Annotated in this window: 9 protein-coding genes and 1 CRISPR repeat array; of the genes, 8 read left to right on the forward strand and 1 reads right to left on the reverse strand. The window is 39.4% G+C overall.

Annotation, left to right across the window (positions count from 1 at the left end; genetic code table 11):
• The 8 genes from C0V77_RS00700 to C0V77_RS00735 all read left to right on the forward strand — a co-directional run bounded on the left by C0V77_RS00700 (position 1) and on the right by C0V77_RS00735 (position 14475).
• On the forward strand, positions 1-1074 hold the full coding sequence (locus tag C0V77_RS00700; protein WP_101724392.1) for a CRISPR-associated protein Cas7: 1074 nt from the start codon (positions 1-3) through the stop codon (positions 1072-1074).
• 3 nt (positions 1075-1077) lie between these two features.
• Positions 1078-1623, forward strand: a complete 546-nt coding sequence (gene cas4, locus C0V77_RS00705; protein WP_101724393.1) for a CRISPR-associated protein Cas4 — start codon at positions 1078-1080, stop codon at positions 1621-1623.
• A 9-nt stretch (positions 1624-1632) separates the two neighbouring features.
• Positions 1633-2637 (forward strand): type I-B CRISPR-associated endonuclease Cas1b, encoded by a 1005-nt coding sequence (gene cas1b, locus C0V77_RS00710; RefSeq protein WP_101724394.1) that lies wholly within the window; start codon positions 1633-1635, stop codon positions 2635-2637.
• 28 nt (positions 2638-2665) lie between these two features.
• Positions 2666-2929, forward strand: coding sequence for a CRISPR-associated endonuclease Cas2 (gene cas2, locus C0V77_RS00715; RefSeq protein WP_101724395.1), 264 nt, complete (start codon positions 2666-2668; stop codon positions 2927-2929).
• 194 nt (positions 2930-3123) lie between these two features.
• A CRISPR array of direct repeats spans positions 3124-11378; the repeat unit is 30 nt; unit sequence CCATCAATCGCACCATATAGGAATTGAAAT.
• Positions 11379-11620: 242 nt separating this feature from the next.
• Entirely contained in the window at positions 11621-12139 is a 519-nt protein-coding gene (locus C0V77_RS00720) for an RNA polymerase sigma factor (protein ID WP_101724396.1), read from the forward strand.
• Positions 12123-12872, forward strand: coding sequence for a HEAT repeat domain-containing protein (locus C0V77_RS00725; RefSeq protein ID WP_101724397.1), 750 nt, complete (start codon positions 12123-12125; stop codon positions 12870-12872). Before C0V77_RS00720 ends, C0V77_RS00725 begins: the two co-directional genes overlap by 17 nt.
• Before the next feature lie 97 nt (positions 12873-12969).
• Positions 12970-13746, forward strand: a complete 777-nt coding sequence (locus C0V77_RS00730) for a DUF4097 family beta strand repeat-containing protein (RefSeq protein ID WP_101724398.1) — start codon at positions 12970-12972, stop codon at positions 13744-13746.
• A 24-nt stretch (positions 13747-13770) separates the two neighbouring features.
• Positions 13771-14475, forward strand: a complete 705-nt coding sequence (locus C0V77_RS00735) for a hypothetical protein (protein ID WP_101724399.1) — start codon at positions 13771-13773, stop codon at positions 14473-14475.
• Positions 14476-14755: 280 nt separating this feature from the next.
• On the opposite strand, the gene C0V77_RS00740 is transcribed toward C0V77_RS00735, so the two are convergent.
• Positions 14756-15124, reverse strand: a complete 369-nt coding sequence (locus C0V77_RS00740; RefSeq protein WP_101724400.1) for a T9SS type A sorting domain-containing protein — start codon at positions 15122-15124, stop codon at positions 14756-14758.
• Positions 15125-15269 lie beyond the last annotated feature (145 nt).

A 15269-nucleotide genomic window follows, 5' to 3' on the forward strand; every position in this document is an offset into this window, starting at 1 on the left:
ATGAATACTATTTATATCAGAACTTTAAAACGAGCAGAACACACAGTGTTTTGTGTTGCAGATGGCCAAAAATATTATTATGATAATCAATTTGGAAGAAGAATTCCTTTCTCAAGTGGACAACAAGTAAAACGCTCATTAATTGAAACATTATGTGATGCAATTAATCAAAAGCCTTCTCCAACTACATTCATATCTGAAATTGTAAATGTAAAAGGTAAGAAAGAAATCAATGAAGGAGAGGTCTTTGGCACTTGTGATCCGACTTTCGCAGACCAATTATTTGGAGGATGGATGAAAGCTTCCAAAGCTCTTGAAGGGGTTAAAAAAGAAAGGACTCTAAAGAGAAGAAGCCCTCTTTCTATCTCTGCAATGCGAGCTTTACACCCACTATTGGCAGGAATGCAAAAAGAAGCTGGATCTTTTGATAGAAGCGAAAGACCTAATAATCTAATCGTTGTGAGAGATGAAAAAGGCAATCAATTGTCAGATGAGGATATAAATGACTTATTAGACGGAAAAGACCGAAGCCTAACAAGAAAATGGCTAAATGCATCTGATAGAGCCTCAGGCTTGTTTGTTTCAGATATAGCAATTGATTTAAGACGCTTATTTTCTGTCTCATTAAATAGTTTTGAACCTGAAATGTCAGATAAGACTATTGATAAACTAAAAGAAGAAGGATGGAAAGAATCGGAAAACGTATTTGGCAAATGTCTTGTAGCACCAAAAGAATTAAGAAAAGAATGGATTAAAGGATTAGCTAAAGCAATCATTGACTGGAGAATCACCTCAAATCAGGCAAGAACATTTAGCTTAATGGATACTTTAGCAATATCAATTAGTGATAATGCAAATCTGATAGCAGGTAGCATTAGAGCAAAATTATCGGAAGAAGATTCAGACAAAGCCAATCCAATTGTTGAAGAAAACCTGAAAGGTGTAAACACATTTATTACACTTCAAGCCGGAGGATACATACAAACAAAAGGAGAAACTTCAGACGCCCTCGAAAAAGCAGAAGAAAAGCTGATAGAGCTTTTAACAAGTTTTGACTACGAGAATCAATTATAAACCATGCCCATCACAGCTACCCTCGTCAATTATCTGATGGTTTGTTACCGGAAACTCTGGCTACACGCCAACGGCATCCGGATGGAACATACCTCTGAGATAGTTGCTGAGGGTAGGCTCATAGGGCAGGAAAGCTACCCCCAACGCGCCGAACGATACACCGAAATTGAGGTGTCGGCGCAATTCCCCCACCCTGCTTACCAGTTTATATCGCTGGCAGCAAAAATAGATTTCTTTGACCCCTCAACGGGTGTGGTGCATGAAATAAAAAAATCAAACGCAAAAGAGCACGCCCACGTAGCGCAGGTGCAGTTTTATTTATATGTGCTGCGGCTTAACGGTATCCGGGCCGACTATGGGCTGCTTGAGTACCCAAAACTTCGTATTACTGAAAAAGTAAGCCTTTCGGCTTCTGACCAACAACAACTGGAAGCGCTCATTATAAAAACTCATGAAATTGCTACCCTGAGCCATTGCCCCGACAGGCTGCCAGTCAGTAAATGTAAGTCTTGCAGTTTCTTTGAATTTTGCTGGGTTGGAGAAGAATAAACCTGTATCATGAAAAAAACATACTACTTGTTTAATCCGGGCAGGATGTCGCGCCGCGACAATACGCTTAGTTTTACCCCCATCGACGAAAATAACGTGGAAGAGCAAACGCGTTACATTCCCATTGAAACCGTAGATAACATCTATTGTTTTGGTAGCCTCGATGCCAATTCTGCTTTGTATAATTTCCTGGGTAAGAACCATGTATCTGTTCATTTTTTCGATTATTACGAGCATTACACAGGCTCCTTTATGTCTAAAGATTATCTGCTGGCAGGCAAAATGCAGATAGACCAGACAAAGCATTACAGTTCTGACAAAAAACGACTTATAATTGCCCGTAAAATTATTGACGGTGCGGCGTTTAATATGCTCAAAAATCTGAGTTATTATGCCAACCGGGGCCGGAATCTGGCAGAGGCTATTAACCGTATCAACAGCTACATCGTACTTATACCCAATGCCACAAAAATTGATGAACTGATGGGCATTGAAGGGAATATCAGGCAGGCATATTACGCAGGATTTGATGAGATAATCAACGATTTTGAAATGGGGAACCGCACAAAACAGCCACCAACCAACGAAATTAACACCCTGATATCGTTCGGCAATATGCTATGTTATACGGCTTGCCTGAGCCAGATCTATCATACCCAATTAAACCCTACCATCAGCTTTTTGCATGAACCCGGCTATCGGAGGTATTCTCTGGCCTTAGACCTGGCCGAGATTTTTAAACCTATATTGATTGACAGGCTCATATTTACGGTTCTGAACAAGCATCAGATAAAAGCTGGCGATTTCAGAAAAGAGCTAAACGCCTGTGTTATGAAAGACTCGGCGCGGAAAACATTTGTGCAAGCCTTTGAAGAAAAACTAAAAGAGACTTTCAGGCACCGGAAACTGAGCCGCAATGTGTCTTACAAGCAGTTAATAAAGCTAGAGTGCTACAAGCTACAAAAACATATTTTGGGTATAGAAGAATATAAACCATTCAGGATGCTGTGGTGACCCATTGACAGAAAAATAATAAACTGCTATGTATGTGATTCTTGTTTATGACATAGGCGAAAAGCGGGTCGGCAAAATGCTTAAGTTTTGCCGGAAGTACCTGAACTGGATTCAGAATTCGGTGTTTGAAGGAGAAATAACCGAAGTAAAGCTGAAGGAAATGCTGATAGGCGCAAAGAAGATAATGAATGAAGAAACCGACAGTATTATTATTTTTAAGAGCCGGGAAGAAAGGTGGCTCGACAAAGAAATTATAGGTATTGAAAGGATGACAACCGATAATTTTCTGTAGGGGGGGGTGTCGTCGGTGCCTATAAAAACAGTTCATTGACATACTAAAAAATTAACACTGAGCAGGCAACTTACTGATTATCAATAGTCGTCGATGTACAGGCAAAATCCTTTCATTATACATCGACGACTTTTCGATTGATTTTTCCATCCAAAAACCTTATTTTTACATCATCTGAGCCGTTTTTTCAACGGCCATCAATCGCACCATATAGGAATTGAAATATATGGAAACCCAGAGAATGTGGCTACAATACCTCCAACCATCAATCGCACCATATAGGAATTGAAATAACAAACCGGACTTAGAAGCAATGGATTCTATTTACACCATCAATCGCACCATATAGGAATTGAAATACAAAAAGGCACGACAATGACAGAAGAGCAGCACAACCATCAATCGCACCATATAGGAATTGAAATTACATTCGACTCTTTTAATAAGTCCGCCTTACTAGATACCATCAATCGCACCATATAGGAATTGAAATGTTGTCACTTTTCAACGCCTCGGTAATGTCTTTCAACCCATCAATCGCACCATATAGGAATTGAAATTCAGAACACCTACGATAGCTTTAAACTTCTTTTCAACCATCAATCGCACCATATAGGAATTGAAATAATTTAAAAAAAGGGGGTAAAGTTATTACAAAGGGAGCCATCAATCGCACCATATAGGAATTGAAATATCGATTTGAAGAGGGTTCCAACTGATGCGCCTAGTTCCATCAATCGCACCATATAGGAATTGAAATTCTTTCAACCGTGCTTATGTCGGATGAAAGACTATAACCATCAATCGCACCATATAGGAATTGAAATCTACTTGCCGGCCCCGTTTGTATATACCCCTTAAAGTCCATCAATCGCACCATATAGGAATTGAAATAGAAACAATGTTTCTGGAGAAAATAGCGTATTCGGTCCATCAATCGCACCATATAGGAATTGAAATCCCGTTGCACGTGCGTTGTCATCCAGTCCGGCCCGTATCCATCAATCGCACCATATAGGAATTGAAATTCATAATAATACCCGTTTGTTTCGTCATAATAAGGCCATCAATCGCACCATATAGGAATTGAAATTCTATAATTTCCACCGGATGACAAAAAATTAAAATCCCATCAATCGCACCATATAGGAATTGAAATCTCGAAATGCCTGATATTTCCTGCTCTCTTGTTCTGCCCCATCAATCGCACCATATAGGAATTGAAATTCAGTACTGGGGTGCCGGTACATCATAAACATATCCCCATCAATCGCACCATATAGGAATTGAAATTTTACATTGGGGTTAAGTATCGTAATTGAAGTCGTATCCATCAATCGCACCATATAGGAATTGAAATTTCGGCCTCTTATTCTGGCAGCAAAGCAGCCCAGGAACCATCAATCGCACCATATAGGAATTGAAATTGCTTATCCTTATTAAGCGCTGCATAAAAGCAATTCCATCAATCGCACCATATAGGAATTGAAATGGCTAAATTCAGAACCTGGGTATTAAAACAATATGGCCATCAATCGCACCATATAGGAATTGAAATTGCGTTTGTAATTCCGGCCGTAACAATGTTGGTTCCATCAATCGCACCATATAGGAATTGAAATCTTTTAGTTTATTAATCAGCTTTGTCATCTTCAACCATCAATCGCACCATATAGGAATTGAAATAGCCGTAGAATTATAAAAACAAACTTTATTTAAGGTCCATCAATCGCACCATATAGGAATTGAAATTTGCCTGTATTAAAGTTGCATTTGTAGTATTGTTATGCCATCAATCGCACCATATAGGAATTGAAATGAAAAACCGTGAAAATGTTAGTGTTTCCGGGTTCCCCCATCAATCGCACCATATAGGAATTGAAATTCGCCAAAAATTGCAAAATATGTTCCTAAACTCAACAACCATCAATCGCACCATATAGGAATTGAAATAAAACTGCTGATATTGGAAACGGTATAATCGTAAAAACCATCAATCGCACCATATAGGAATTGAAATTCACCCCATTCATGTAATGCCGGAAGTCTGTATTTATCCATCAATCGCACCATATAGGAATTGAAATAAAGAAAATACTTTCTTTTACTGATGCAGATGCTAGCCATCAATCGCACCATATAGGAATTGAAATTATCATACGTCCACACATACTCGCAACGGTTATCCACCATCAATCGCACCATATAGGAATTGAAATTTTTTTTCAGTCAGTTCAAATTTTGAATTTTCCGGTACCATCAATCGCACCATATAGGAATTGAAATTAGCTGCAAAGCTTCTTGGCTTTGCTCCTTTATACGCCATCAATCGCACCATATAGGAATTGAAATTTTCAACTATCCAAGCCCCGTGTAGTTGCTCGTAGGCCCATCAATCGCACCATATAGGAATTGAAATATAACTGCAACTTGCGTTTATAGTACTCCACATCTCCATCAATCGCACCATATAGGAATTGAAATGCAAAAATAGAGCAGGCCGGACGAGTTCGCAAGAGGTCCATCAATCGCACCATATAGGAATTGAAATTTTCAGGGTTTTGCATAGCTACGAGAAGGTTAAAAGTCCATCAATCGCACCATATAGGAATTGAAATAAGCAAACCCGGCACCCGCCTGCGCATCCATCACCAACCATCAATCGCACCATATAGGAATTGAAATTTAATTGAAAGGTTAAAGAATCCAATTAAAGGCAAAGCCATCAATCGCACCATATAGGAATTGAAATAACATACCTTTATTGTTGTAATCGTTGGCCCCTGCACCATCAATCGCACCATATAGGAATTGAAATCTAAACGCTCACGGTCTGAAATTGACTTTTCAAGTACCATCAATCGCACCATATAGGAATTGAAATTGAAATAATTTGCTTTGGTTTTCTGCGTCTGTCACCATCAATCGCACCATATAGGAATTGAAATAAAACGATTTGAGTAAGAAAGATTAACTTGGTCATTCCATCAATCGCACCATATAGGAATTGAAATTGCTCCAACCATTGTCTACAATGGCCTTCTGGTTACCATCAATCGCACCATATAGGAATTGAAATTGAATTATTCAATAAATCTGGCAGGTTTGACCAGAACCATCAATCGCACCATATAGGAATTGAAATCCCCAATCCAGTTTAGCCCATGCTGCGATTTCATCGCCATCAATCGCACCATATAGGAATTGAAATTGAACTTGTTTTTGTTATATGCTTTTTGATACTAACCCATCAATCGCACCATATAGGAATTGAAATGAAGCCCCAATCAATTACAGGGTGAAAGGCATTATATCCATCAATCGCACCATATAGGAATTGAAATTTTCCTTCGGGAACACACACAGACAGCCAGAGGGCTCCATCAATCGCACCATATAGGAATTGAAATTAATAATAATTTGTTTTAATCTTCAATAGCTGCTACCATCAATCGCACCATATAGGAATTGAAATTGCAGATAATCCCTTGTCCATAGTTATTTTTATCTTCCATCAATCGCACCATATAGGAATTGAAATCCAAGACCAGATGGTATAATTTTAAATTTTGATGAATCCATCAATCGCACCATATAGGAATTGAAATTATTTATCAAATATCGAAAATGGTAAAGCTAACCCGACCATCAATCGCACCATATAGGAATTGAAATTAAGGGCGCGCACGGCGCACAGGCAGACGTAAGCGCCATCAATCGCACCATATAGGAATTGAAATGTAGCTGGTACCCATTTTTGTGCATAACGCGTATTGCCATCAATCGCACCATATAGGAATTGAAATTAGATATAGACAAAACAACTGTTTTACAGTTCTACACCATCAATCGCACCATATAGGAATTGAAATAGCAGTGGTTAAAAGCATCTATAGGAACGTTGAGGGCCATCAATCGCACCATATAGGAATTGAAATAAATGACGGGTGCGCAAAATCTATATCTAAAGTAATCCATCAATCGCACCATATAGGAATTGAAATTGAATAAATTTTCAGTAAGAACAGCCGGACAAAGTGCCATCAATCGCACCATATAGGAATTGAAATAACTTCTTTGAATGTAGGTAATTATGAGGCTGCTACACCATCAATCGCACCATATAGGAATTGAAATTTCTGCATAACCGGCCCATATCCATGCCGGATGGCTCTCCATCAATCGCACCATATAGGAATTGAAATATCGTCCTGCCATTCAGGTAATTCCAGTTTTTGTATCCATCAATCGCACCATATAGGAATTGAAATTTTCTACGTTCAAATCATATTTAAACGTATTATTTGCCATCAATCGCACCATATAGGAATTGAAATTAGGCTTTGGGGTTATGGTGGCTCAGCTTACGGTCAACCATCAATCGCACCATATAGGAATTGAAATATTAGATTAAGCCCTTTTGCATTAAAAGGCAGTTTAACCATCAATCGCACCATATAGGAATTGAAATTTACGAGCCAGTTTTCGCCGAAAAACCCTTCGCCCCCCATCAATCGCACCATATAGGAATTGAAATTGATATGGGCTACAGTTGAGGGCAATGCGATTGGACCATCAATCGCACCATATAGGAATTGAAATGCAGCTGTGGTATGTTTCTATGTACCTCTTTTAGTTCCATCAATCGCACCATATAGGAATTGAAATTTCGCGGTGGCCGTACTAATATCCTACCTGATGGCCCATCAATCGCACCATATAGGAATTGAAATTAGGCTTTGGGGTTATGGTGGCTCAGCTTACGGTCACCATCAATCGCACCATATAGGAATTGAAATGTCTAAATATACAAATTTCTTAGTACGGGCAGATAACCATCAATCGCACCATATAGGAATTGAAATATAATCAATTCGTTCCTGTTGTGTCATTATATGTTCCCATCAATCGCACCATATAGGAATTGAAATTCAATATTGGGCTAATGTGCCACACAGCGCAAACAATCCATCAATCGCACCATATAGGAATTGAAATTCAATCAAGGCCGTTTCTGTAGCAAGTGAAACACGTTCCATCAATCGCACCATATAGGAATTGAAATTTGGTCGTAAAGTTTTACAAAAGTTTTTCCGGCAAACCATCAATCGCACCATATAGGAATTGAAATATAATCAATTCGTTCCTGTTGTGTCATTATATGTTCCATCAATCGCACCATATAGGAATTGAAATTACAGCGCAAACAATTTCAAGGATTGACTTTTGAGCCATCAATCGCACCATATAGGAATTGAAATGATATTACGCCAGGCCTCAATCAAACCAGGGTTTACCATCAATCGCACCATATAGGAATTGAAATCACCAGGCACTTCAAAGCTCAATTGCGGCCTGTAACCATCAATCGCACCATATAGGAATTGAAATTCAATATTGGGCTAATGTGCCATACAGCGCAAACTACCATCAATCGCACCATATAGGAATTGAAATAACCTTTTCAAGAACTAAACGTGTCTGCCTGGCTCCCCATCAATCGCACCATATAGGAATTGAAATTACCTCATTATACGATTTTTCTGAATACTCAATAACCCATCAATCGCACCATATAGGAATTGAAATTGCGCGTTTCTCGTTGTCAGAAAGGAAAGGCATTTTCCATCAATCGCACCATATAGGAATTGAAATAACAGCGAAACGGCTAAGCTGCAAAACGACACCCTGAACCATCAATCGCACCATATAGGAATTGAAATACCTCAAAATTGTTTGGAAACAACAAAATGTCACACACCATCAATCGCACCATATAGGAATTGAAATGCATTCGCGTGTACACTGATTAAAACAGCATCTTTATCCATCAATCGCACCATATAGGAATTGAAATGTACTGACGGGTGTAAAATTTTACCCGATTTCGCAAACCATCAATCGCACCATATAGGAATTGAAATGATTTTGGGAACAGGGCTTAAAATCCAACGCTTTGAACCATCAATCGCACCATATAGGAATTGAAATAAAAATAAAAGAAGCACGCGAAAAGCAAGGGTTAACACCATCAATCGCACCATATAGGAATTGAAATTTTCTATTTCTAAAAAGCTTAAGCGTTTGCTTAAGCCATCAATCGCACCATATAGGAATTGAAATTTAACAATTACGGCGGCATGACAGCAGAACAAATACCATCAATCGCACCATATAGGAATTGAAATTTTAACAAGCATTGCCTAGTTCTACATGGTGTGCACCATCAATCGCACCATATAGGAATTGAAATTATTACAGCTCAACGGTTACGCCTAAAGCAGACATTCCATCAATCGCACCATATAGGAATTGAAATTAGCTGCAAATAATACCTATATAGCTAATCTGAAAACCATCAATCGCACCATATAGGAATTGAAATAGTTTTATGACACGAACGCGCTTATCTATGCCTTAATCCATCAATCGCACCATATAGGAATTGAAATTTCGTCAAGATAAACGTATGGAGGCGCACCGTCTTCACCATCAATCGCACCATATAGGAATTGAAATGTCTTTATTTTCAATCAGTGTTACCTTAGCATGGCAGCCATCAATCGCACCATATAGGAATTGAAATTGATATGGGCTACAGTTGAGGGCAATGCGATTGGATTCCATCAATCGCACCATATAGGAATTGAAATAACAGCGAAACCGCCCGGCTGCAAAACGACACCCTGACCATCAATCGCACCATATAGGAATTGAAATATGGCCGATAAAACATAAAAGTAGTTAGCCATATGAACCATCAATCGCACCATATAGGAATTGAAATTGTATTCTGGAAAAAAATGCGCTTACTGTGGTTTCCCATCAATCGCACCATATAGGAATTGAAATAACCCTGAATTTTAAAAGGTTCCCCGGGATAATTATCCATCAATCGCACCATATAGGAATTGAAATATATTGATAATGCGCTAGACAGGCTAAAAAGCGGCTCCCATCAATCGCACCATATAGGAATTGAAATGTATAGGACACAAAAAAAAGGTTGCACCAGGCGGCGCCATCAATCGCACCATATAGGAATTGAAATTTTGTCTGACTTAGATTCTTTTCTTTCAACCATTTCCCATCAATCGCACCATATAGGAATTGAAATTTTATACGTATCTTACCGTTCACAAAACCAGATAGTACCATCAATCGCACCATATAGGAATTGAAATTATATCTTACGCAGAGGGTAAGAGACCGGAGGGAGAGCCATCAATCGCACCATATAGGAATTGAAATAAAGTCTTTCCGGCACTTGTCCCCCCTTGTACCCCCCCATCAATCGCACCATATAGGAATTGAAATGTGATTGCCAGCGGCTTTTCGCTGTTTGACAAGTTCCATCAATCGCACCATATAGGAATTGAAATACCGGGGTGTTGGGGGACAAACCAGTACACAGATACCATCAATCGCACCATATAGGCATTGAAATATGCCGGTATAAACACGATGGATTTTTCTACGTTGCCACCAATCGCACCATATAGGAATTGAAATCGATACCCGACGATTACGGAGCAAATACGGGCAATAGACCACCAATCGCACCATATAGGAATTGAAACGATAGTACGGATTCCGATATTAGCGATTCTACTATTTCCACCAATCGCACCATATAGGAATTGAAACTCCTGAAACATCCGGGTTTTGCCCAGATGCACCACACCCACCAATCGCACCATATAGGAATTGAACCGCGTTTTTATGCTCTGTAAATAGAAATTCGGTCAACCACCAATCGCACCATATAGGAATTGAAACTAAAGCGGTACGCTGGAGAAAGGATAGCTAAATCCACCACCAATCGCACCATATAGGAATTGAAACACTTCATCAAGTAGGGCATTTTCAGAAAATATCCTACCACCAATCGCACCATATAGGAATTGAAACTTCAAAGAGGTTTAATAAAATCTAATTTATGCAACAACCACCAATCGCACCATATAGGAATTGAAACAACGCGATTTATGTCAACTGAGGTGTACCCCCCACGCCACCAATCGCACCATATAGGAATTGAAACGTTTGGGTACTACTACCAGTGAGCTTTTGAGTATGACACCACCAATCGCACCATATAGGAATTGAAACTGTGTGTATTAAAGCCTGAAACTCCAAAGGGTTTTGTAACCACCAATCGCACCATATAGGAATTGAAAGTTTCAGTCTATTTTGAACGTGGTCTCATATTCATTAACCACCAATCGCACCATATAGGAATTGAAAGACAATCCCCGCGATTGTAACCGACAAAGAACCTGGTCCCACCAATCGCACCATATAGGAATTGAAACATGTATTTTGCATCTTTAAAGTTGTATTTATAATTAGCCACCAATCGCACCATATAGGAATTGAAACAAAATTACAACGGTAATAACTGCATTAACTAAAAACACCACCAATCGCACCATATAGGAATTGAAATACAGCATTCAAAAACAAAATTTTCGGAATGGCTTTACTTTTGCTATGGTTATGGCCATAAAATCAATCCTTATTAGTAAACTATTACATATATCCTTAGCCACTATTTTTCCTGCTTTCTCTCTAAACATTCGCTAAATTGCTTTCCATATTCTTCAGTTTTATAGCTTACGCTGTTATCAATCAAAAAAAAAATTAAATATTCTGTAATGTTTCGTTAGGTGGGTCGTCTATGTTATTGAAATGGATTTAAAAGTATTTACACAATCGGTTCTTCAACACCAGGCTCGCTTATACAGGGTGGCCAAATTATACCTCAGGAATTCTGAGGAGGCAGAAGATGCCGTGCAGGAAGTATTTTTGAAACTGTGGGACAAACGACAACAGCTTGAGGCATACCAGAGTGTGGAAGCGCTGGCAGTACAGATGACCAAGAACCTTTGCCTTGACAAACTGAAGTCGTATGCCTACAACCACACGCATACCGGATTAGAGACCTTTGATATAGGCGAATTTGCCTACACACCTTATGAACTGGTGGAGTTAACCGATAGTAATGAATTATTAAAGAAGATTATTGACGCCTTGCCTGAAATTCAGAAAACGGTTTTGCACCTGCGCGATGTGGAAGAGTATTCATTTGAAGACATTGAGCAGGTTACAGGCCTGACCGTCAACAATATCAGAGTTATTTTATCAAGAGCCCGGAAGAGTGTCAGAGACAGTTATTTAAAAGTGAACAATTATGCATCAGGAAATTGAAAAATTATTGGAGAAGTACTACGAGGGAGAAACGTCGCTACAGGAAGAAAAGTATATCAAAGATTTTTTCAGTAAAAGCGATGTGCCACCCCATTTGCACCACCATGTGGCCGAATTTGGGTATTACCAAAAGGCAGCGGAAGAGCAACCCTCTGCGCAAATAAAAACTCAGGTATTAAACACCATACAAAAGCGCGGAAGGGTGGTGCAGTTTGGCATCGTTAGCAGAAGAATAGCCGCCGGCATTGCCTTGTTAATAGGTGGATTTACTGCCGGATACTATTACAATAACAGTAGGCCGGATATACTGATTGTTGAAAGCACGCCGGAATCAAACCTAAAAAAAACCTTACAGTTTGAACAGGTGAAAATGACGTCGGCCAGTGACCGGATTGATGCCGTACATCAAAGCCTTGAGCTGAAAGAGCTTGACCAGGAGCTGATACAGTTGTTAATCAATACCCTGAATTTCGACGACAACGTAAACGTTCGCTTGGCTGCCTGCCAGGCGCTGGCTCGCTTTGAAGATGAACCCATGGTTCGAGAAGGGCTCATTCAGTCGCTCAAAATACAAACCGACCCAAATATTCAGATTACACTTATTGAGCTGCTGGTAATAATGAAAGAGAAACGCGCATCAACTACCCTTGAGCAAATCTCTAAAGACAAAGCAGCATTGGATATTGTACGTCTGAAAGCACAGGAAGGCGCAGCCAGATTAATAACCTTGTAAACAATTAACAACAAACGGATTTTCGAAGAAATGTAAGGCCTTGTTCAGCGAATATCCCATTTTTAATCGATTCAGAATTATCTAAAAGCAAATTACAATGAAAAAACACATGCTTATACTCGCCTGTCTTTTTCTGACAGCCATTTATACCCAGGCGCAGGAATACAAACACAAACTTGCCAACAACGCCAGCAGCAAAATAGCCATAGAGCTGGATGCCGACAACCTAAAGATTGAAGGCCATAGCGGTGATGAGGTGATCATCAGAGGGGGAAGTACTGAAATACTACCCGAACAAGCCAAGGGTTTAAAAGCCTTGTATAATACAAACGTTGATAATACCGGTATAGGGCTTTCTGTTACGTCAGAAGATGGAATATTAAAGATTGAAAAAGCATCAAGAAAGTCGGCTAAATACACGATTCTTATCCCGAATAAAGCAAGTCTGATGTACAAACAGATTAACTGGCAAGGCTCCTGGATAGCCATCAATAATGTAGAAGGAGACCTGGAAATGAAAACCAACAATGCCGACATGAAACTAAATAACGTTACCGGGCCTATTGTAGCCAGCAGTATCAGTGGCAATTTTACGGCTGTTTTCAAAAACGTGAACCAATCAAAACCATGTGCTATTTCTCTGGTGAGCGGCGAGATTGACCTTACACTGCCCTCAACCACAAAAGCTTCGGTATTGGTAAAATCGGTAACAGGTGAGGTTTATAGCGACCTTGACATGAACCTGAAACCGGGTAAAGATGGTTTGCCAAAAGTGAGTGGCGGCCACAATATAGCAGGCACTCTGAATGGCGGCGGCGTAAACCTGAATCTGAATTCGGTAAGCGGCAATATTTACCTACGCAAGCAAAAATAACAACCTTTGTCCTATATAAAAATTATGAAAAAGCTATTAATATTACTTATGCTGGCATTTAGCCAGTACATCGGCTACGCGCAAAAAACAAAACTAATAGAAAAGCATCTGCCTTTTTCTACGGCTCAATCGGTTAATCTTAATCTCAGATTTGCTGATGACATTCAGGTAAAATACTGGGATAAAGCCGAGGTTTACGTAAAAATTGCCGTAGAAATAAACTCTGGTAAGCTGAATGATGCGTTAACGGTAAGCAGCAATAGTACAACAAGCCAGATAAGTCTGAAAACCGACTTTAACAATGCGCTGCTTGAAGACGGGAATGTAGAAGACTGCCCTGATAGCAAAGCCCACCAATCATCATGGAACCGCAACGGCAAAAGCTATTATGTGTGCAGCAAAATAAACTATGAGGTTTATCTGCCTAAGCAAGCCGAACTAGAGCTGGAAACGATAAGCGGAAACATCTGGATTAACTCAGTTTACAGCGCAATAAAAGCCAAGAGCATCAGCGGGTTTGTTGATGTAAGCTGGCCTAAAGGCAAAGGTGGAACCCTAGGTATGAAAACCGTTACCGGCGAAGTTTACTCTGACCTGAAAATTGATTTCACAAGCAAAAGACAAAAGAACCCTATAGTTGGGTATCCGCTTGAAGGCACTGTAAATGGTGGCGGCCCCAAAGTAACATTAGAGTCTATCAGTAATAATTTATATGTAAGAAGTAAATAATAAGTTGGTAGTCCGGTGGTTTAGCCTGTTCATCACAGGATTTGAATCACCGGATTTTTTATCCAATAACCTGCCACATCAATACTACGGCTTATATTAACTAAACCATGCCCGACAATCCTGTAAAGGGATTATCAGGCATGGTTTTAACTGCTATTCTTCAATTCTTCAGAACCGCCACTCGAGACACCCTGCTTTCAATGTTAAAATCGTAGATTAATTTCTCATTGCCCGACAATCCTGTAAAGGGCCTATCAGGCATGGTTTTAACTGCTATTCTTCAATTCTTCAGAACCGCCACTCGAGACACCCTGCTTTCAATGTTAAAATCGTAGATTAATTTTTCATTTCCGGCAGATACCGCCAGGGTATAAGCGCCGTCGTCAAGATGCTCTACATTCAGCACCAATGGTTTATTAGTCTGGCTAAGCTCCTGATAAAACACTTCACCCTTAGCGTTATAAATTTCAATGCTTGCGGTATTTTTTGTTACATCATCAAAAAGTACTTTCAGACGAAGGTTGCTCATATCTAAAACACTGATTTTTGATTCGATTTTTGTGCCTTTGGCAACCGGAGTTTCTGCTTTTGCATAGCTAAAGCTGCTGATAACTAAACCCAGGGCAAGAATAAAAAATGACTTCTTCATGATACATAAAATTTAAAATGTTGAACTGTTTTTTTCTTTGATGAGTCAAATATACAGGTCATTTTTATAGCAGAAATGCAGAATAGATAAACCCGGAACCTAAGATGATGAAAGCTGAGAAGGACTTGATTTAGGCACATATCGA

Source organism: Emticicia sp. TH156, from assembly GCF_002855535.1.
GTDB classification, from domain to species: Bacteria; Bacteroidota; Bacteroidia; order Cytophagales; family Spirosomataceae; genus Emticicia; species Emticicia fluvialis.